Source organism: Fundidesulfovibrio sp. (assembly GCF_058402725.1).
On the sequence record NZ_JBZVFJ010000006.1, the window covers coordinates 20,854 to 40,023 of the forward strand.

Consider the following 19,170-nt stretch of genomic DNA (forward strand, 5'->3'; position numbering starts at 1 on the left):
GAACTGACGCTATGAGAGGAGCGATCTGTTTGACTGGTTTTTGATCAATCGTTGCACTCGCCCTGGAGAAACCAAATCATGTTCAATTCGGAGACCGTTCGTTCCCTCGTGCTGGCATTCTGCGTTCTTGTCTGCGGATGCGGCCCCGAAAGAAGGATCGAGGACGGCGACTACCTGGACAACACGGAGAGGATGGTTGTGCGGATCAAGAGCGGAAAAGGCATCATCGTGAGCAGCGACGAATTCAATTACAATGGGAAAATGGAGACGGTGGCCGGGGCTCTCTACGCCTATACGGGCGACAAGGAGGTGGTGCGCCTGTTCCACCAGGGCAGGGGCGTGCTGCGCGGGACGATCAACGGCAAGAACGTCTACCTGAAGAAGATGGAGCGCTGAACGCTCAACTGAGCAGGCGTCGCCAGGGCTTGCCCATGGCCCGGTGCAGGGCCACGGCCAGGTCGTCGTACTCCACGGGCTTGGGGAGGTAGTCGTCCATGCCTTCGGCCAGGAAGCGCTCGCGGTCTCCGGGCAGGGCGTGGGCGGTGAGGGCGATGATGGGGATGCGGGCCTTCTCGCCCAGGGCCGGGGCGCGCCGGATGGTCCGCGTGGCCGTGAGGCCGTCCATGCCGGGCATCTGGATGTCCATGATCAGGCAGTCGAAGTCATCCTGGGCCAGGGCTTTCAGGGCCTCCTCGCCGTTCTCCACGATGGTGGCCCGGTAGCCGAGGCTTTCGAGCATGTCCATGGTCATCACGGTGTTCACGGGGTCGTCTTCTGCCAGGAGCACGCGTCCGCCGGGTCTGGGCTGGACCGGGTGGGCGGGGGCTGGCAACGGAGGCTCGGCTCCCCGGGGGGCGGGGGAGACGGGCATGGTGAAACTCACGGTGCAGCCCTCGCCGGGCAGCGAGTCGATCTCCAGGGAGCCCTCCCACAGGCGGACCAGCCGCCGGACGATGGCCAGCCCCAGTCCCGCGCCCTGGTAGCGCCGCGTGTGGGAGCCGTCGGCCTGGGTGAAGGGCTCGAAGACCCGGGCCAGCTTGGCCGGATCGATGCCCACGCCCGTGTCCTCCACCGAGAAGAGCAGCCGGGAGACGCCTTTGCGGTCGCGCCCCACGGCGTCGACGCGCAGGGTCACGGACCCGGACGGGGTGAACTTCACGGCGTTGCCAGCCAGGTTGAAGAGGGCCTGGCGCAGCCTGCCGCCGTCGCCCAGGAGGGTGCGGGGGATGGCGGGGTCGGCCTCCACGGCCAGGACGACCCCCTTGGCCTGGGCCTGGCGCACGTAGAGTTGGGCCACCTCGCGCAGGATGTCCACGGCGCTGAAAGGCTCCAGGCGGCACTGGCGGCTGCCGGACTCCAGGCTGGAGAGGTCCAGGATGTCGCCCAGGAGCGTGAGCAGGGAGCGCCCGCAGTCCAGGGCGTTGCGCACCCAGTCGTCGCGGCGCTGGTCCAGGCCGGATTTCTCCAGGAGCTGGAGCATGCCCAGCACGCCGTTGAGGGGCGTGCGGATCTCGTGGCTCACGTTGGCCAGGAATTCGCTCTTGGCGCGGCTGGCCTCCTCGGCTGCCTCCTTGGCGGCGATGAGTTCGGCGCGGGCGCGGCGCTCTTCCGTGACGTCGATGACCACGAAGAGGGCCACGCGCTCGCCCTTGGGGTCTTCGGTGACCAGGGCGTCCAGGATGGCCTGGCGCGGCGGTCCCGAGGCCGGGCGCAGCTGCGCCGGGGCGCGGCGCAGGGGTTCGCCCTCCCAGAGGCGTTGCAGCAGGTCCGGATCCACGTCCAGGACTTCCGAGAGCGGCGCGTTGAGCAGGTGTTCGCGGCCCAGGCCCGTGCGGTCGATGAAGGCCAGGTTCACGTCGCAGAACCAGCCCCGGCGAGAGGCGGTGAACATCATTGCGGGCGCGGCCTCGAACATCTGGCGATACCAGGTGCGCGAAAGGCGCACGAGGCGCTCGCGCTCGTCCAGCGAGGCCATCACCGCGCCGATGGAGCGCGCCAGGGATTCGAACTCCCGAATGCCCCGGTAGGAGGGCCGCCTGCCGTGGAAAAGGTCCCCCGCGATGAGGCGCACCGGCCGCGAGACGACGCCGTGGGAGAACAGCAGGAACGCCGCCAGGGCCAGCACCAGCAGGCCGCCCGCGCCCAGGTAGAGGTCGCGCACGGCCACGGCCAGGCGGGGGAAGTCGGCGTCCTTGCGGGCCAGGAGCACGCTCAGGTTCCACAGAGGGAATTCGTTGCGCAGCACGTGGTAGCGTTCTTGCCCCACCGGGACGTCTTCCACGCCCCCCGGGGCCTTGGCGGCCTCCAGCAGGGGGGCGGGATCGGCGATGCCCTCCTGGAGCAGCGTTTGTCCCTGTGGCCCCACGACCACGCAGGTGATGGCGTTGGCCCGCACGGACCGCTCCAGGGCGGCCAGGGCGCGGCCCCTGGCGGCGCGTTCCTCGGCGGGGTCGGCCATGCGTCCGCTGGCGGCCAGCTGGTCGTAGGCTGCGTCGAGGATGGCGCTGGTCTCGCGGGCGTAGCTTTGCAGGTCGTGATCGGCGTGTTCCCGGGCGAAGCGGGAGATGGCCCCCAGCACGAAGAGAGCCAGGCAGCCCCCCAGCAGGAGCACGGCCAGGGTCACGGGCAGGGCGAGGCGGAAGGAGAGGCGGTCGAGCACGGGCTACCTCGCCACCTGGGGCCTTGCGGTGCGCATCTGTTCGGGCCAGACGATCTCCTCGCGGCCCTTGCGCCACTGCACGGTGAGGGGGAACTGGCGCATCTGGCGTCCCGAGGGGTCCACGCCGTAGCGGCCCACGATGGTCACCACGTCCAGGGAGGCCAGGGCCTGGCGGAGTTTGTCGCGGTCGAGCGATCCGGCCTTGGCGGCGGCAGCGGCCAGCACCTGGCACCCGGCGTAGGCCGAGGCGGCCAGGTAGCCGGGGTTGCGGCCGTGGGCGGCGTGGAAGTCTCGCAGGAAGTCCACGCCGCCGGGGTAGGCCCGGGCGGCGAACGGGGCCCAGGGCAGCGCGGTGTAGACATCCTCGGCGGCGCCCGCCAGGGCGGTAAGGGGCTCCTCGAAAAGGCTCGACGACACGTAGAGCGCCCGGGGCTTCCAGCGCATGGCCTTGAGGGCGCGCAGGGCCGCCGCGCAGCCGCGCGGACTGCCCCAGAGCAGGAGCGCGCCGGGCTGGGTCTTCTGGGCGGCCTCCAGGGCGCGGGCGGCCTGGTCGAGCGGCACGGAGTCCTTGAAGGTCACGCGCAGGCCGTAGCGTCCGGCCAGCTTGGCCACGTTGCCGGAGACGTTGCGGTCGTAGGGGTGGTCCACGCTCACGGAGGCCGCCGTCTCCAGGCCCTCCCGGGCGGCGATCTCGAAGAAGCCGCCGGCCCACTCGGAGAGGGGCGTCAGCAGCCCGAAGGCGAAGCCGCCGCCACCCTCCCAGAGGCTGTCGGTGGCCGGGGCCGGGAAGACGCAGGGGGTCTTGGCCCGCACGAGCTCGGGCAGCACGGCCAGGCCGGCCACGCGTTCGGGCGGGCCGAGCAGGAGCGGGGTCTCGCGGGCCAGTTCGCGGTAGGCCTGGGCGGTCTGTTCGGGGTCGGAGCGGTCGTCGCGCCAGAGGAGTTCCACGCGCCGTCCCAGGATGCCGCCCTGGCGGTTGGCTTCCTCGATCCACAGGCGCACTCCCTCTGCAAAGGCGCTGGAGGTCCCGGCGGCCGGACCGCTCAGGCTGAGCGCCGCGCCCAGCAGCACGGGCGGCTCGGCCGGCGATGCGCCAAGGGCGGCGGGGTTGAGGCCCAGGAGGGCGGCAAGAAGGATGTGGATGATGCTTCGCACGGATTGGCTTCCATGAATGAGACTTCAATCATGGCTTAGCCCGATTCGAGGAAAATGAACAGGGGGGATTTCCTTTTTCCCCCTGCGCGGGGCGGCTAGCGGGAGAAGAGCCAGACGCGCACGGCCAGGCGCTCCAGGACCAGGGCGGGGTTGGCCATGTTGATCAGGGCCTCCTGGGCGGCCTCCAGCAGCAGGTCCAGGGCGCGCAGGCCCTCGATCCCCAGGCGCTGGGCGAAGAACGCGCCCAGTCCGGAGCAGGGGCGTCCGGCCAGGGCCTGGGCCAGCTCCTTGGAGAGGGCAAGCACCACCTGCTGGGCCACGGGGCGGGTGAGCTTGCCCTTGGCCCCCGTGAGTCCGAAGAGGCCGTGCCCCGTGTGCCAGAAGCGCTCCAGGGCCTCCAGGAAGGGGGCCTCCGGGCCTTGGCCGGAGGGGCACTGGGCTGCTGAGGGCTCGGGCCAGGCCAGGGTGAGCACCCACGAGCGCGAGACCAGCGTGGGCAGCAGACGCTCGCGCTGGGGGGCCAGGAGCACGAAGCAGTTGCCGGGCCTGGGCTCCTCCATGGACTTGAGCAGGGCGTTGGCCGCCTGGGGCGTGAGCCCCTGGGCCTCGGTGAGGGCGACCACGCGGCGTCCCGGCCCCCGGGGGGGCTCGCCCACCTTCTGGCGCACCTCGCGGATGTCGTCCACCTTGATGGATTGCTCGGCCCCGTCCAGGTAGAGCAGGTCCATGTAGGTGCGCTCGCGCACCTGGACGCAGGCGGGGCAGGCGCCGCAGGGCGACTGGCGCGCCGGGTCCTCCAGGAGGCGGGCGCAGTTGAGCGCCGCGACGTAGTAGAGCGCGGCGGCCTCGCGTTCCGGGGCCGTGCCGCCCTCCAGCACGAGCACCTGGGGCGGGTTGCGCCCCAGGTCGTCCAGTCGGCGTCTGGCCAGGTCCTGCCTCGGGGGCAGGCCGAAGAGCGCGCCGTCCATGCCGTGCGCGGGCCTAGCCCGGGAAGATGGTCTGCTCGCGGCCGGGGCCCACGGAGACGATGCCCGCAGGCGCGCCGGAGAGCTCCTCCATGCGGCGCAGGTAGTTCCTGGCGGCCTGGGGCAGCTCGCTCATGGAGCGGCAGGCGCTCACGTCCTCGCTCCAGCCGGGCAGGGTCTCGTAGACGGGCTCCACATGGGCCAGCGCGCCTTCCTGCTGGGGCGGGTAGAGCAGTTCGCGGCCCTGGAGACGGTAGGCCACGCAGATTTTCAGTTCCTTCAGGCCGCCCAGCACGTCGAGCTTGGTGACGGCGAGGCTGGTGGTGCCGTTGAGGCGCACGGCCTCGCGCAGCACGGGCATGTCCTGCCAGCCGCAGCGGCGCTTGCGCCCGGTGGTGGCCCCGAACTCCGCGCCCACGCTCTGGAGGTGTTCGCCGTCGGCGCAGGAGAGCTCGGTGGGGAAGGGGCCGGAGCCCACGCGGGTGGTGTAGGCCTTGACCACGGAGATCACCTCGCCCAGGTCGCGCACGCTGGCCCCGGACCCTGCGGCGGCGTTGCCCGCCAGGCACGAGGACGACGTGACGAAGGGGTAGGTGCCGTGGTCGATGTCCAGGTGGGTGCCCTGCGCGCCCTCGAAGAGCACGCCCTTGCCCTGGGCGAGGCACTCCTGGATCATGGCGGGCACGTCCTGCACGTGGGGGGCCACGCGCCGGGCCAGGGGGAGCACGGCCTCCATCACCCTGGAGAGCTCCAGGGGCTCGAGTCCGTAGAGCCCGGCCAGCAGGGCGTTCTTTTCGGGCAGGGCGGCGGCCACCTTGCGCTCGAGCAGGGCCTCGTCGAGGAAGTCGCCCGCGCGGATGCCGATGCGCGAGGCCTTGTCCTCGTAGCAGGGGCCGATGCCCCGGCCGGTGGTGCCGATCTTGGCGCCCTCCTTGGCGGCCTCGCGGGCTGCGTCCAGGAGGTTGTGGTAGGGCATGATCACGTGGGTGCGGTAGCTCACGGCGAGGCGGGCCGGGGACATGTCCACGCCCTTGGCCGTGAGCTTGTCGGCCTCGGCCAGGAAGACGCCCGGGTCGAGCACCACGCCCGCGCCGATCACGCAGCGCTTGCCCGCGTGCAGGATGCCCGAGGGGATGAGGTGCAGCACGGTCTTCTCGCCGTCCACCACAAGGGTGTGGCCCGCGTTGTTGCCGCCGTGGAAGCGTACGATGAGGTCCGCCCGCTCGGTGAGCAGGTCCACGATCTTTCCCTTGCCTTCGTCGCCCCACTGGGCGCCGTGCACCACCATGCCAGCCATTGATCCTCCAGAGAGGGGACCGGAGCGCGCCCCGTCCCCGCCGGGGGAAGACCCCCGGACCCCGGCAGTTGTAGAATGAGTCCGGGCGGTGATCCGCCCCGGATTCGACGCTTTCGCAAAAGGCTTCAATGCGTAAGAAACCGCTCCCCGCTTGTCAACGAAAAGACGCGCGGGGCTACCCCCGGAGAATTTGACTTTTCGTGTGAGGTTGCGTAGACGGCGCGCCAAGTCACCCGGTCAATCGTGCCTTTCGCTCGGCTTCCATGTGGAGACCGGTGCGGCCGCGGTGTCCTGGAATGCCCGGAGGTCGGTCCCGATACGCCCCGGGAGAGAGAAATTTCATCGGTCCTGACTGCTCATGCGTACAGAAATCCACGCCTGCCGCCTCTGCGGCGACACCTGCCTGACCAGCCTCATCAGCCTGGGGGAGCAGTACCTCACGGGAGTCTTCCCCAGGGATCCCGGCCTTCCCGTGGGCAAGGGGCCCCTGGAGCTGGTCCTCTGCGGCGACTGCGGCCTGGTTCAGCTGCGCCATTCCCACCCGCTGGACGAGATGTACGGCCCGAACTACGGCTACCGCTCCGGCCTGAACAGGTCCATGGTGGAGCACCTGGGGGCCAAGATCGGCCGTTTGCGGTCGCTGTACCCCGTGGGCGCGGGCGATTTCGTGCTCGACATCGGCTCCAACGACGGCACGTCGCTCTCGTTCTATCCCGAAGGCGGGGCCGTGCTCTGCGGGATGGACCCCTCGGCCGGCAAGTTCAGGCGCCACTACAGGGCGGACATCAGGCTCGTGGAGGATTTCTTCTCCGCGGAGCGCTTCCGGGAGGAGTTCGGGCAGGACGCCCGGCCCAGGATCGTCACCTCCATCGCCATGTTCTACGACCTGGAGGACCCCCAGGCCTTTGTCCGCCAGGTCAAGGAGATCCTCCACCCCCGCGGCGTGTGGCACTTCGAGCAGAGCTACCTCCCCCTGATGCTTTCCGCCAACGCCTACGACACCATCTGCCACGAGCACCTGGAATACTACGGAGTGCGGCAGATCAAGCGCATGACGGACGCGGCCGGGCTGGAGATCCTGAGCGTGGAGCTCAACGCGGTGAACGGCGGGAGCTTCGCCGTGACCGTGGCGCACGAGGGCTCGGGGTATCCCCGCGAGGACTCGGCCGTGGAGGAACTGCTGCGTTCCGAAGAGAGCCTGGGCGCCTACCGGCCCGAGCGCTACCGGAGATTCCGGGAAGACGTGCTGCGCCACCAGGAGGAGCTGCCGCGCCTGCTGCGCGACCTCAAGGCCCAGGGCAAGACCGTGCTCGGCTACGGGGCCTCCACCAAGGGCAACGTCATTCTCCAGTTCTGCGGGATCACCCCGGAACTGCTGCCCGCCATTGCCGAAGTGAACGAATCCAAGTTCGGAGCCCGCACGCCGGGAACGAACATCCCCATCGTGTCCGAGGCCCAAGCCAAAGCCATGAATCCCGACTACTTCCTGGTGCTCCCCTGGCACTTCCGGGAGAACATCATGGACAGGGAGCGCGCGTTCCTGGCTTCCGGCGGCGGACTGATCTTCCCCCTGCCGCACATAGAGACCGTCACTGGATGAAGCGGGCGCTCGTCGTGGGCAGCCGGGGCCAGGACGGGACGCTGCTTTCCGGCTTCCTGGCCTCCCGGGGCTACAGCGTCACGGGGCTCTGGCGGCAGGGCGTCGACCTGCCCGGAGGCCGTTCGGCCCCACCCGTGGACCTGGACGACCCGGCGGCCGTCGACGGCTGCGTGCAGGGCGTGCTCCCGGACGAGGTCTACTACCTGGCGGCCTACCACCACTCCGCGCAGCAGGCGGGCCAGGTCGGCGCGGGCGAACTCTGGAAGCGTTCTCTCGGCGTGAACGCCGCAGGCCCGGCGCTTTTCCTCGACTCCCTCCAGCGCCACGCCCCGCGCGCGCGCTTCTTCTACGCCGGCAGCTGCCTGGCCTTCGGCGAGCCGGAGCAGAGCCCCCAGACCGAGCGCACCTGCCCGCGCCCCGTCTGCCCCTACGGCGTCTCCAAGGCCGCAGGCGCGCACGCCGTGCGCCACTACCGGGAGCGCCACGGCCTCTTCGCGCTCACAGGCATCCTCTACAACCACGAGTCGCACCTGCGGCCCGCCCATTTCCTCTCGCGCAAGATCGTGCGGGGGGCCTGGCGCATCGCCCGGGGGCTCGACCGGGAACTGGTGCTGGGCGACCTGGACGCCAGGGCGGACTGGGGCTACGCTCCGGACTTCGTGGAGGCCTTCTGGGAAACCCTCCAGGCCCCCGCGGCCGAGGATTTCGTGATCGCCACGGGCAGGTTGCGCGGCGTGCGGGATTGGGCGGAGAAAGCGTTTGCCCTGGCCGGGCTTGCTTGGCAAGAACATGTCCGCGAGGATCCCTCGCTCCTCGGCCGCAGACGCGAACCCCTGGTGGGAGACCCATCCCGCATCCGCGAGGCGTGCGGGTGGCGACCGACAACGGACTTCGACCGCATGGTGGAACTGATGTTCCAACACGAAGGAAACACCCCGTGAGCGCGCAGCGCATCCTCATCTTCATCCCCACGTACAACGAGCGCGACAACGTGGAGCGCATGGCCCGCGAACTGTCCGCCCTGGACCTGGACGCGGACATCCTTTTCCTGGACGACGGCTCCCCCGACGGCACGGGCCACGTTCTGGACAGCCTGGCCCGGGACATCCCGCGCCTGGACGTGGTGCACCGCGAGGGCAAGCAGGGCATCGGCTCCGCCCACCAGGTGGGCATCGCCCGGGCCTATGACGGCGGCTACGATGTGCTGGTCACCCTGGACTGCGACTTCACCCACGACCCCCGCGACATCCCGCGCATGCTCGAAGCCCTGCGCGGCCACGACGTGGCCGTTGGCTCGCGCTACATGCGCCGGGGCAGCCTGCCGGGCTGGAACCTGGCCCGGCGCTGCCTGACCCTGTTCGGCCATTTTCTCACCTCCACGCTGCTCGGCGTGCCCCAGGACGCCAGCGGGGCCTTCCGGGCCTACGACCTCAAGCGGGTCAGGCCCGAGTTCTTCTCCCTGGTCACGTCGCGAAGCTATTCCTTCTTTTTCGAGAGCCTCTTCGTGCTGGCCCGCAACGGCCTGGCCATCAAGGAAATCCCCATCGTGCTGCCGGCGCGCACCTACGGCAGCTCCAAGCTCACGGCCCGGGAGGCCCTGCGCGGCGGCATGTACCTGCTGCGGCTGTGGCTCGAATCCCTGGCCCATCCGGAGCGCTTCCGGCTGGGACGCCGCCCGGACGCCCTGCTGGACCTGCCAGGCGACACCGACTGGGACGCCTACTGGACCACGAAGTCCGGCGCGGGGGGGCTGGCCTACGAACTGGCGGCCGCGCTCTACCGCAAGGTGTTCATCAAGCCCAATCTGGAGCGGGCGGTGCGCAAAACCTTCGCTCCCGGCAGCGCCCTGCTCCACGCCGGGTGCGGCGCGGGCCAGGCCGACGCGGCCCTGCACGCGCTCCACGCCGTGACCGCCGTGGACCTTTCCCGGATGGCCCTGGAGCTCTACGCCCGCAACAATCCGGGGGCAGCCCGCGTCGAGCAGGCGGACATCTTCCGCCTGCCCTTCGAGGAGGGACGCTTCGACGGGGTGTTCAACCTGGGCGTCATGGAGCACTTCACCGAGGACCAGGCCGTGGCCCTGCTCGTCGAGTTCCGGCGCGTGCTCAGGCCCGGGGGGAAGGTGCTCCTGTTCTGGCCCCATGTGCACGCCACCAGCGGCTATGTGATCAAGGCCATCCACTGGGTGATGCACCGGGTCCTGGGCAAGACGGGCACGCTCCACCCCGACGAGATCACCCTGCTGGCAGGCGAACCCCATGCCCGCCGCCTGCTGGAGGCCGCAGGTTTCGAGCTGGCCGGCTACGAGTTCGGCTGGCGCGACTTCTTCGTCCAGGCCGTCGTGACGGGCGTCCCCCGCCGGGACCGCTGATCCGGGCGGCGTCCAGGAGGGCACCCTTGTCGCGTTTCGCCGGAATCTCCTCCGCTGTCTCGGGCCGGCTCGTGTGGCTGGTCCTCTTCGTGGTCTGCGTGCTGACCTTCAGGGCCATGGATGTCTTCGAGGGGGCCTTCGATGCCTCCGGTCCGCGCGTCATGGTCTCCAGTTATCTGCGGATTTCCTTGCCCGTTTTCGTGTTCCTCACCCTCTACGGTTGGGGCGTCGCCCTGGCGGGGCCCTGCCTTGGGCTGCGCGCCCCGGAGCGCGTGGCCCTGTGCACGCTTGCGGGGTTCGGACTGTGCAACGCGGTCATGCTTCTGTTGGGTGCGGCCACGAACTACGCCTGGGCGGGAGCCTTTCTCTTCGGGTGCGCCGGCGTCTACCTGGGGGGTCGGCTTCCGGGCGAGGTCTTCCGGGCGTGCCGGGAACGGGCGAACTGGCGGTTTTTCCGGGAAAGATGGTGTGAGATCGCACTGTTCGGACTGTTCCTTCTGAGCATCGCAGACAACTTCCTGCGGAACGTCAACCTTCCGATCCTGACCAATGACGGCGACACGTGGACGCACTACATTCCCTACTACATTCAGGCGATAACGTACCGCATGGGGTTTTTCCCGGCGGACTTCTTCGCGGCCTTTTTTCACAACAAGGGGAATGGGCCGCAGCTGTACCTGATGTCGCTTGCGGACATCACCACGGGCGGGCTGGCTTCGTTCGCGCTCCTGTGGTTGCTGGCGCTGGAGGTCTATCTCCTGGTCACGCTGTTCGCCCGGAGCGCCACGCTGGCCATGGCGGGCATCGTGCTGCTGAGTTTTTCCTCCGTCTGCCGCGCGCTCAATTTCTATAAAATCCATCTGGGCAACATCGTCCTTTCCATCGGCATCTTTCTGATGATGTTGCTCCTGCCCCGCGTGGCGCGAAGCGGGAGGATGTCTCTTGCCATGGTCGTCCTGTCTGCGGGGGCGGTGGTCTATTATCCGTTCAACCTTGCGATTCTCGCGATGTTTGTCGGAGTCGGCGCTGTCTATCTGGCGTATGCGCGCGACGCGGCGCGCTCCGTTGCGCTGTGGTGCTTTTCCGCCGCCTGCGCCGCGTTCCTCGCGGTGGTGGGATACAATCTCTGGCGCGCGGGATTGGCGGAGTTCTCGCTGCCGCTGTTCTGGAAATTCTCCAGGCCCGAACCGCTGCTCGACTGGGTGGGGCAGTGGAACATGCGTACGCTGCTCTCCTACCTCCAGGCCGTCATTCCCATGCAGAACGTGGCGAGCAACGGCTGGCTGCATGACATGCTCACGCTGGAGTTCCGCGAGTACTGGCTGTTTCTGCGCGGCAATTCACCGTGGGTCGTGTTCACCGTGACGGCCTTTTTGGCGGCAGGCTATGTCGTGGCCCTGCGCGGACTGCGCAGGGATCGATACCTGTTCTATTGGGGCGTGGTGATCGTCCTGATACTTAGCGCCGTCACGACGGCGCTCATGATCCTGAAACACAACGCCGCCTTGCGGTTTTTCATGTTCTTCTCCATCATCCAGATCCTGCTGCTGTGTTCCGCACTGCGATTTGGAATGGGTGAAGGGCGCACAAAGTGGGTTGCCGTGGCCGTTGTGGTGCTTCTGTCGGGGCATTTCCTCGGAAATCTGTCTTTGTCGGAATGGGGTTTCTACTCGAAAATGTTCCGGGGCGAGGCCTCGTATCTCGATTATTACAGCCATAACGTGAGCATCAAAAAGGTTTACAAACTCCAGGAGGTCCATGAAGGGGGCACCCTGGTGCTCAACGAGAGTTCTCCTCTTCTTGCCGTGCCCGGCGTCCGGGTCGTCTCCAACTGGATGAACACAAATCCCGTGCTCAACGGCATCGTGGCCGCCACTCCCCACGAGGCCGCGGCGTTCCTGCGCGGCGCAGGTGTTCGCAGGGCCTATGTGGACCTCAAGGAGAGCTTCTCTCCCGTGGCGTTGTTTTCCCTCTTCGAGCCCTCGGCCGTGGCCGTCTGGTTCGACCCGGAGGATCTGGGCGACGGCTGTTACCTGCTGCGCCTGCGCGACGAACCGTCTCCCGGGCGCACGTTCCCCGCCTACGCCCAGGTGTACGATGTCCAGGCGGGCAAGGGGGTGGCCCGGGCCATCTACGAGTGTTCCCTGCCCGGGACGCCCTGTTACGAGTCCAACCCGTTCCGCAGGGCCTTCGCCGCGAGCGTCTTCCGGGACGCTCCCGGCGACGGGCCGCAAAGCGGACTTGCGTACCCCAGGCCCTGAACGTAAAGGCTCCTGCTGGGGCGTGTCGCCACCCCGAACCGGAGGCATTTGCGCATCATGGCCGATTTCACCGTCTACCTGGCCCCCAAGGGCTTCACCGACGAACTCGTCTACGAACTGGGCGACGCCACCGAGGTGGTGGACCGCCTGGTCTTCGCTCCAGGGCCGCCCCGGGCCGTGGCCTGGGCGCAGAACATCTGGCTCAATCCCCAGCGCATCCGGGTGGAGTCCATCACGGACGCCGCCAACAAGCTCAAGGCGCTTCAGCGCAACTGGGCTTTGTGGAGCGTGCGCCATCACCGCCGCGCAAGGCTCATCGAGGCCCAGCTGCCCTCGGTGAAGCCCAAGCCCGTCGCCATCGGCACGCCGCCGCCGCGCGCGCCCCTTGGCTCCTGGACGCTCCTGGAGCGCGACCTCCTGGTTGCCTCGCCCTCCTGCTCCAGCCCCTTCGCCCACGGCGAGGTGCAGTTCCTGGAGAACAAGACCGACCCGCCCAACCGGGCCTATCTGAAGCTTTGGGAGCTCTTCACGCTCCTGGAGGCCGCGCCCAAGCCCGAGAGCTTCTGCCTGGACCTGGGCGGGAGCCCGGGAGGCTGGACGTGGGTGCTGGCGAAGCTGGGCTGCCGGGTGCTCACCGTGGACAAGGCCCCCCTGGACCCCAGGATCGAGGCCCTGCCCGGCGTGGAGTACCGCATGCTCTCGGCCTTCGCCCTGGACCCGCGCGAGGTCGGCCCCGTGGACTGGCTCTTCTGCGACGTGGTCTGCTACCCGGACCGCCTCTGGCGGCTGGTGGACCGCTGGCGCACCTTCGGCAAGGCGCGCAACTTCGTGTGCACCATCAAGTTCCAGGGTCCCACGGACCACGAGACCGCGGCCAAGTTCTGGGCCTTCCCGGGCTCGCGCCTGGTGCACCTGCACAACAACAAGCACGAGCTGACCTGGGTGCTTCTGGACAGCGAGGAGTTCCCCAACTTCGCGCCCGAAGACGGCGAAACGCCCAGGAAGCTGGGCGAGTTCGGCATGCCGGGGGCGGAGGAGTAGGGCGTAGTGGTCTCCATTTGACATGTATGGGCCGGGTGTGTCATGTATTATATCGAATACACAGAAGCGCAAAACATGTAGACTGCAGTGATTTTATAGCGGATTGATGTGCGTGGAGGTATCCATGACAACATACTCAAGGCTGACAATTTTGTCATTAATAATGCTTTTGACGCCAGGATGCCAAGCGTACAACGGTTTTAAGGCTCATTATGTACCGTCTCTGTTGGCTGACAACCCTTCAGACGCATGTTCTGGTGATCCGCTCGTATACTCCAGTGAAAAGCCAAATGAAAATATTGTGCGTGCAATGTTTGCCAAAGGTTATTTCCTTGCGGGAGAATCAAACTTCTGGACAACAGGAAGTGTGCGCATTTCTGATGCGATTAAGCAGGCAAAAGCTGTTGGAGCATGTTTAGTTCTTGTTTTTTCATCTGACGGTGGATATGTCGGTGGTATTGTTCCGATTGCAACATATATACAACCCGTCCAATACAGCGCCACAGCATATGGGTACTATGGGGGTAGGCCATTTTATGGCACGTCTACAGTTACCCAGGCAGGATACGGGTCATTCAGCACGCAATATGTCCCCGTCACGAGACATAAAGAAAGTTTTGAGGTGTCTTACTGGAAGAAAATGCAGAGAAGCATATTTGGGGCTTTAGCTGTCACCCTTCCAGACGAGTTAAGGAAGAAGCATGAACGTAATGCTGGCGTGCTGGTTGTATCTGTCCGCGACGAATCTCCCGCATTTAGAGCTAATATTTTGACAGGAGACATTATAATATCACTTGCGGGTCGCCAGGTCGATGATCAAAAGGCATTTTCTGATTTAATAGATCAGAACCGGAACAAGACAGTTCCGATTGAAGTGATACGTGATAATAAAAATATTCAGATTATGATTTCTGTTGAGTAAATACGCGGGGTCATGGCCCACTGACTAAAGAGTTATCCCAGTGGCTCTGATATCCTGTTGTGTGCGCTGAGTTCTCTGACGGCAAGAGAAACAGCCGTTTGGCCGGATCACCTGATTGGTGACGGGTGATCGCTGTGCAGAAGTGCTCTTCGCCTCCCGCCCTGTTTACTCTCCCTGTCCGTCCCCGTCCTTTTGGCGGAACGAAAGCACCTTGCCCTTGCCGGGCTTGCGGGGCGCTCTGGATGTCTTGGGCAGGGGCGTCGCGCGCCCATGCGCTCCCCGTTGACTTTGGTAACCTTTGCGTTACCATATTCCATGACCTTGAGCCTGCGCGAATACCTGGACGCGACAGGGCGGTCTCCCTTTGCGCGATGGTTTGCGGCGTTGGATTCCTTTGCGGCGGCGAAGATCGCTTCGGCGCTTTACCGTCTGGAGCAGGGCAACTTCTCCAATGTGGAAGGGGTCGGGGAGGGCGTATACGAATACAAAGTAAATTACGGACCTGGTTACAGAGTCTATTTCGGAAAGGACGGCGCGCGGGTGGTCATTCTACTGGGGGGCGGATCAAAAAAGAGGCAACGTTCGGACATCGCAGCCGCCCAGGCATGTTGGGTGGATTACAAGAAACGGAAACCATAGGTGGGAACATGGCCCTGACGAGAGAATTCAGGACAATCCTTCTGGAGCGCGCCCGGCACGACGCGTCATTTCGTCTTGCTATGCTCCGGGAAGGTGTGGACGCGCTCCTCGCGGGGGATATGGGGGCAGGTAAGGCGATCCTGCGCGATTACATCAATGCGGGCATCGGATTCGGCAATCTGGCCGAGGCCACCAACATCCCGGCCAAGAGCCTGATGCGCATGTTCGGGCCGAAGGGCAATCCCCGGGCGGAGAACCTCTTCCAGGTGATCCACCATCTGCAGGCCAGTGAAGGCATCCGGTTGGGCGTGGAAAACAGTTGAAGCGCCTTCCTGGCTGTCTGCCTATTGCTCCTGCCCGTCCTTGTGGCGAAACGAAAGCACCTTGCCCTTGCCGGGCTTGCGGGGCGCTCTGGACGTCTTGGGCAGGGGCGTCGCGCCGGGGTGGGGCTGCGCGTCCGTCGGGGCGTTGGGCACGGCCTCCATGTGCGGCCTGGGCGGCGGCACGGCCCCGGGCTCGCGGCCCTCGGCCCAGTGCAGGTTGAACAGCTGGTTCTTGAAGCGCACAGCCTGGATCATGCTCAGGATCAGCACCGCCTCCTCCCAGCGCTTGGAGGGCTCGAACCGCTGCACCTGTTCGGCGTAGCGCTCCCAAAGGCTGGTCAGCGACGCTTCGTCGTAGTTCCCCAGCTGCCTGGCCAGTTTCAACAGGACTCTTTCCACGTTGTCTCCCTCTCGGACGCCCCCGCCTAGCACGATTTCCCGGCGCGGCCAATGCCCGTTTGCCGCCCGGCCCCCGGCGTGCTAAGAGGCTTCGCCCGCACGACACCACAGGAGCACCCCCATGAGCGACCTGAAAAAAATGTACATCACCATCCAGGAAGACCCCTTCCCCCAGGACCTCACCGTCACCCTGGGCGGACAGACCCTGGTGTTCGCCAAGAAAACCTGGACCATCGACGGCGAGCAGAAGGGCCTGCGCTACGGCGAGAACCCCGACCAGCCCGCCGCCCTCTACCAGCTCAAGGACGGCGCCCTGGAACTGGGCGGCGTGCGCTTCCGCGGCCCCGGACGCGGGCTCGTCTCGGCCCTCACCGAAGAGCACATGATCCAGGCCGGAAAGCACCCGGGCAAGACCAACCTCACCGACGTGGACAACGGCCTGAACATTCTCCAGTACCTCTCGGCCAGGCCCGCCGTCGTGATCCTCAAGCACAACAACCCCTGCGGCGCGGCCTGGTCCGCCGAGGGCCTGGCCACGGCCTTCGAGCGCGCCAACCTCTCCGACCGCATCGCCGCCTTCGGCGGGGCCGTTGTAGCCAACCGCACCCTGGACAAGGCCACGGCCGAGCTGATCAACGCGGGCTACTTCGAGGTGGTGGCCGCTCCCGACTTCGAGCCCGCCGCCCTGGAGATCCTCAAGACCAAGAAGAACCTTCGCATCGTGGCCATCCCGGGCATCGCCGTCCTGGCCGACTACGTCGGCGAACCCTTCCTGGACGTGAAGACCCTCATGGACGGCGGCCTGGTGCTCCAGTTCTCCTTCCGCAACCGCATCCTCGAAGCCGCCGACTTCCTCCCCGCCAAGACCGAGACCAAGGACGGCAAGGCCTTCACCGCCCGCGCCCCCAGCCCCGCCGAGGCGCAGGACCTGCTCTTCGCCTGGGCCGTGGAGGCGGGCGTCTCCTCCAACTCCGTGATCTTCGTGCGCGACGGGGCCACCGTGGGCATCGGCACCGGCGAGCAGGACCGCGTGGGCGTGGTCCAGCTGACCATCCACAAGGCCTACACCAAGTATGCCGACCTCCTGGCCTTCGAGCGCCACAAGCTCTCCATCCACGATCTGCGCGAGAAGGCCGCCTCGGACCCGGCCCTGGCCCAGTCCCTGGCCGAGATCGAGGCCAAGACCAAGGCCGACCGGGGCGGACTGCCCGGCAGCGCCCTGGTCTCCGACGGCTTCTTCCCCTTCCGCGACGGCGTGGACCTGGCCATCGCCCAGGGCGTCACGGCCATCGCCCAGCCCGGCGGTTCCATCCGCGACTGGGAGGTGATCCAGGCCTGCAACGAAGCCGCGCCCCAGGTGGCCATGGTCTTCACCGGCCAGCGCTCCTTCAAGCACTAGGCCCGCACCGGAGACGCGCTTGACCAGGCATCCCAGCATCCAGAGCCTCCCCCTGCCGGGCACGGTGGTGGAATACCTCCAGGGCAACGAGCCCCACCTGGCATGGGTGGAGGAGGCCTCGGGCGACAAGCTCAGGCTCTACACCCTCACCCGGCGCGAGGTGAAGCTTGCCGGGGCGCGCCTGCTGCCCTGGCTGGGGCCGCGCCACGAGGGGGCCTTCAACCGCGAGGGGATCCTCGAAAAGCTCAAGGAACACGCGGCCCGGCGCGAGTCGCTTCGCGCCGGGCTCGACCCCCTGGAAATCTGGGAGCTGGCCCAGGGAGAGGTGTCCCAGAACTCCGCCGCATGGTTCGCGGGCCTGGCCTTCGAGCAGCCCGACGTGGACCAGGTGGCGGCCATGGGCCGGGCGCTGCTCTCGGTGAAGACCCACTTCAAGTTCCAGCCGCCCAACTTCGAGGTCTATCCCGCCGAAACCGTGGAGCGCCGCCTGGCCGAGCAGGAGGCCGCCCGCGAGCGCGAACTGGTGGTCACGGCGGGACACGCCTTCTTCCAGGAGCTGTGGGCCGGGTGGTCCTCGGGGCGGCGCAAGGACCCGGCGCGCCTGGAGGCCCAGCTGGACCCCTCGGCCGCCCGGCGGCTCAAGGACCTGCTGCGCGCCATCATGGCCGACGCCGAAAGCCAGGAACACGGCCCCCTGTGGCAGCAACTGCGCAAGGGGCTGCCCGAGCACCCGGCCCAGGCCCTGATCCTGGCCCAGGAGTGGGGCATCGTGGGGCCCAACCACAACGTGCTCCTGGACCAGGCGGGCTACGACGAGGGCGACGCCTGGAGCGAAGCCTTCGCCGGCGAGATCGAGGCCCTCGGGCGCGACTTCCAGGCCCGGCGCGAGCCGCCCCTGGACTCCCTCTTCCTGAGCATCGATTCCCCCACCACCCGAGACATCGACGACGCCTTCCACGTGGAGCGCCTTCCGGACGGCTGGCGCGTGCGCATGGCCCTGGCCAGGCCCACGCTCTCCTGGAACTTCGAGAGCCCCCTGGGCCGGGCCGTGGCGCGCCGCGCCTCGAGCCTCTACCTGCCCGAGGGCGACAGCCACATGCTCCCCGAGGCCCTGGGCTGCGGGCTCTACAGCCTCAAGGCCGGGGAGGACCGCCCCGCCCTGGTGCTGGACTGGGAGCTGGACCCCGAAGGCGGCGCGCGCTCCTTCGCGCCCTCCCTGGGCTGGGTGCGCGTGGCGGCCAACCTGACCTACGAGGACGTGGAGGCCGCCCTGGCACGGGGCGACGCCCCGCCCGAGGCGGCGGCCGCGCGCGACCTGGCGAGCCTGCTGCGCAAGGCGCGCGTGGAGCGCGGGGCCGTGGTCATCGACCGGCCCGAGCCGCGCATCGAACTTTCCGGTTACCCCGGGGCGACCGGCGTGGAGATCGGCCCCGGCAAGGATTACCCCGAGGCCCAACTGGCCGTGAGCGAGCTGATGATCCTGGCCAACGCCTCCATGGCCGCCTGGGCCGGGGAGCGGGGGGTGGCTCTCTTCCACCGCGTCCAGGACGTGACGCTTCCTGCGGGCTACGCCGGGGTCTGGACCGACCCCGTGGACATGCACCGCGTGGTCAAGCAGCTCTGCGGGGCCTCCCTGGAGGCGCGCCCGGGCCGCCACGCCAGCCTCGCGGCCGAGGCCTACGCGCCGGTCACGTCGCCTCTGCGGCGCATGTCGGACTTCGTGAACCTGGCCCAGGTGGAGGCGTATCTCGCCACGGGCGCGCCCAGGCTCACGCGCGAGGCGCTCCAGGAGTCCCTCGCGCCGTTGGCGGCGCGTCTGGACGCCGTGGCCATGGTGCAGCGGGGCAGGCCGCGCTACTGGAAGCTCGCGCACCTGCAGCAGGTGGGCCGCGAGCGCGATCTCGAGGCCGTGGCCCTGGAGGAGTGCGGGCACCTCGCGGCGCTCAGCCTGACCACGCTCCAGATGTACACCCGCGTCCCGCGCGACATGCTGGGCGGCCCCTTCCAGGCCGGACAGCGCTTCCGCGCGCGCGTGGGCAAGGTGGACCCCCTCACCGGCGAATTCCGGGTGCTCTCCCTGCGCGAGGCGGACGAGAAGCCCGAGGCCGGAGAGTGGCCGCCGAAAGTGGACTAGGACGC

16 protein-coding genes are annotated in these 19,170 nt (G+C 67.6%); 11 read left to right on the plus strand and 5 right to left on the minus strand.

Annotation, left to right across the window (positions count from 1 at the left end; genetic code table 11):
• Positions 1-78 precede the first annotated feature (78 nt).
• Positions 79-396: a hypothetical protein gene (locus ACV4UX_RS01765; protein WP_491591612.1), complete on the plus strand. Its 318-nt coding sequence runs from the start codon at positions 79-81 to the stop codon at positions 394-396.
• 4 nt (positions 397-400) lie between these two features.
• Here ACV4UX_RS01765 and ACV4UX_RS01770 read toward each other — a convergent pair whose 3' ends face one another.
• The 4 genes from ACV4UX_RS01770 to ACV4UX_RS01785 form a co-directional block, all read right to left on the minus strand.
• Positions 401-2,659 (minus strand): hybrid sensor histidine kinase/response regulator, encoded by a 2,259-nt coding sequence (locus ACV4UX_RS01770; RefSeq protein ID WP_491591613.1) that lies wholly within the window; start codon positions 2,657-2,659, stop codon positions 401-403.
• 3 nt (positions 2,660-2,662) lie between these two features.
• Positions 2,663-3,814 carry an ABC transporter substrate-binding protein gene (locus ACV4UX_RS01775; RefSeq protein WP_491591614.1) on the minus strand — a complete coding sequence of 384 codons (1,152 nt, stop codon included), beginning with the start codon at positions 3,812-3,814 and terminating at the stop codon, positions 2,663-2,665.
• 95 nt (positions 3,815-3,909) lie between these two features.
• Positions 3,910-4,782 (minus strand): DNA polymerase III delta subunit-related protein, encoded by an 873-nt coding sequence (locus ACV4UX_RS01780; protein WP_491591615.1) that lies wholly within the window; start codon positions 4,780-4,782, stop codon positions 3,910-3,912.
• Positions 4,783-4,795: 13 nt separating this feature from the next.
• The gene (locus ACV4UX_RS01785; protein ID WP_491591616.1) at positions 4,796-6,076 is read right to left on the minus strand and encodes an adenylosuccinate synthase; all 1,281 of its coding nucleotides are present in this window, start codon (positions 6,074-6,076) and stop codon (positions 4,796-4,798) included.
• Positions 6,077-6,434: 358 nt separating this feature from the next.
• Between ACV4UX_RS01785 and ACV4UX_RS01790 the strand changes: the two genes are divergently transcribed.
• From ACV4UX_RS01790 to ACV4UX_RS01825, 8 genes are all read left to right on the plus strand, one after another.
• Entirely contained in the window at positions 6,435-7,676 is a 1,242-nt protein-coding gene (locus tag ACV4UX_RS01790) for a class I SAM-dependent methyltransferase (RefSeq protein ID WP_491591617.1), read from the plus strand.
• Complete coding sequence (locus tag ACV4UX_RS01795; RefSeq protein ID WP_491591618.1) at positions 7,673-8,617, plus strand: GDP-mannose 4,6-dehydratase; 945 nt, start codon at positions 7,673-7,675, stop codon at positions 8,615-8,617. Before ACV4UX_RS01790 ends, ACV4UX_RS01795 begins: the two co-directional genes overlap by 4 nt.
• The gene (locus ACV4UX_RS01800; protein ID WP_491591619.1) at positions 8,614-10,047 is read left to right on the plus strand and encodes a glycosyltransferase; all 1,434 of its coding nucleotides are present in this window, start codon (positions 8,614-8,616) and stop codon (positions 10,045-10,047) included. The genes ACV4UX_RS01795 and ACV4UX_RS01800 overlap by 4 nt, the downstream gene beginning before the upstream one ends.
• Before the next feature lie 26 nt (positions 10,048-10,073).
• Positions 10,074-12,308: a hypothetical protein gene (locus ACV4UX_RS01805; protein WP_491591620.1), complete on the plus strand. Its 2,235-nt coding sequence runs from the start codon at positions 10,074-10,076 to the stop codon at positions 12,306-12,308.
• Between the two features lie 57 nt (positions 12,309-12,365).
• Positions 12,366-13,349, plus strand: a complete 984-nt coding sequence (locus tag ACV4UX_RS01810; RefSeq protein ID WP_491591621.1) for an SAM-dependent methyltransferase — start codon at positions 12,366-12,368, stop codon at positions 13,347-13,349.
• 124 nt (positions 13,350-13,473) lie between these two features.
• Positions 13,474-14,271 carry a PDZ domain-containing protein gene (locus ACV4UX_RS01815; RefSeq protein ID WP_491591622.1) on the plus strand — a complete coding sequence of 266 codons (798 nt, stop codon included), beginning with the start codon at positions 13,474-13,476 and terminating at the stop codon, positions 14,269-14,271.
• 315 nt (positions 14,272-14,586) lie between these two features.
• A complete protein-coding gene (locus ACV4UX_RS01820; RefSeq protein ID WP_491591623.1) occupies positions 14,587-14,910 on the plus strand; it encodes a type II toxin-antitoxin system RelE/ParE family toxin in 324 nt (107 codons plus the stop codon).
• Between the two features lie 8 nt (positions 14,911-14,918).
• Entirely contained in the window at positions 14,919-15,233 is a 315-nt protein-coding gene (locus ACV4UX_RS01825) for a helix-turn-helix domain-containing transcriptional regulator (RefSeq protein WP_491591624.1), read from the plus strand.
• Positions 15,234-15,254: 21 nt separating this feature from the next.
• Here ACV4UX_RS01825 and ACV4UX_RS01830 read toward each other — a convergent pair whose 3' ends face one another.
• Entirely contained in the window at positions 15,255-15,632 is a 378-nt protein-coding gene (locus ACV4UX_RS01830; RefSeq protein ID WP_491591625.1) for a hypothetical protein, read from the minus strand.
• A 121-nt stretch (positions 15,633-15,753) separates the two neighbouring features.
• Here ACV4UX_RS01830 and ACV4UX_RS01835 point away from each other — a divergent pair, with 121 nt between their 5' ends.
• Positions 15,754-17,031, plus strand: a complete 1,278-nt coding sequence (locus tag ACV4UX_RS01835) for an IMP cyclohydrolase (protein WP_491591626.1) — start codon at positions 15,754-15,756, stop codon at positions 17,029-17,031.
• Between the two features lie 19 nt (positions 17,032-17,050).
• Complete coding sequence (locus ACV4UX_RS01840) at positions 17,051-19,165, plus strand: ribonuclease catalytic domain-containing protein (protein ID WP_491591627.1); 2,115 nt, start codon at positions 17,051-17,053, stop codon at positions 19,163-19,165.
• The last annotated feature ends 5 nt before the right edge of the window (positions 19,166-19,170 follow it).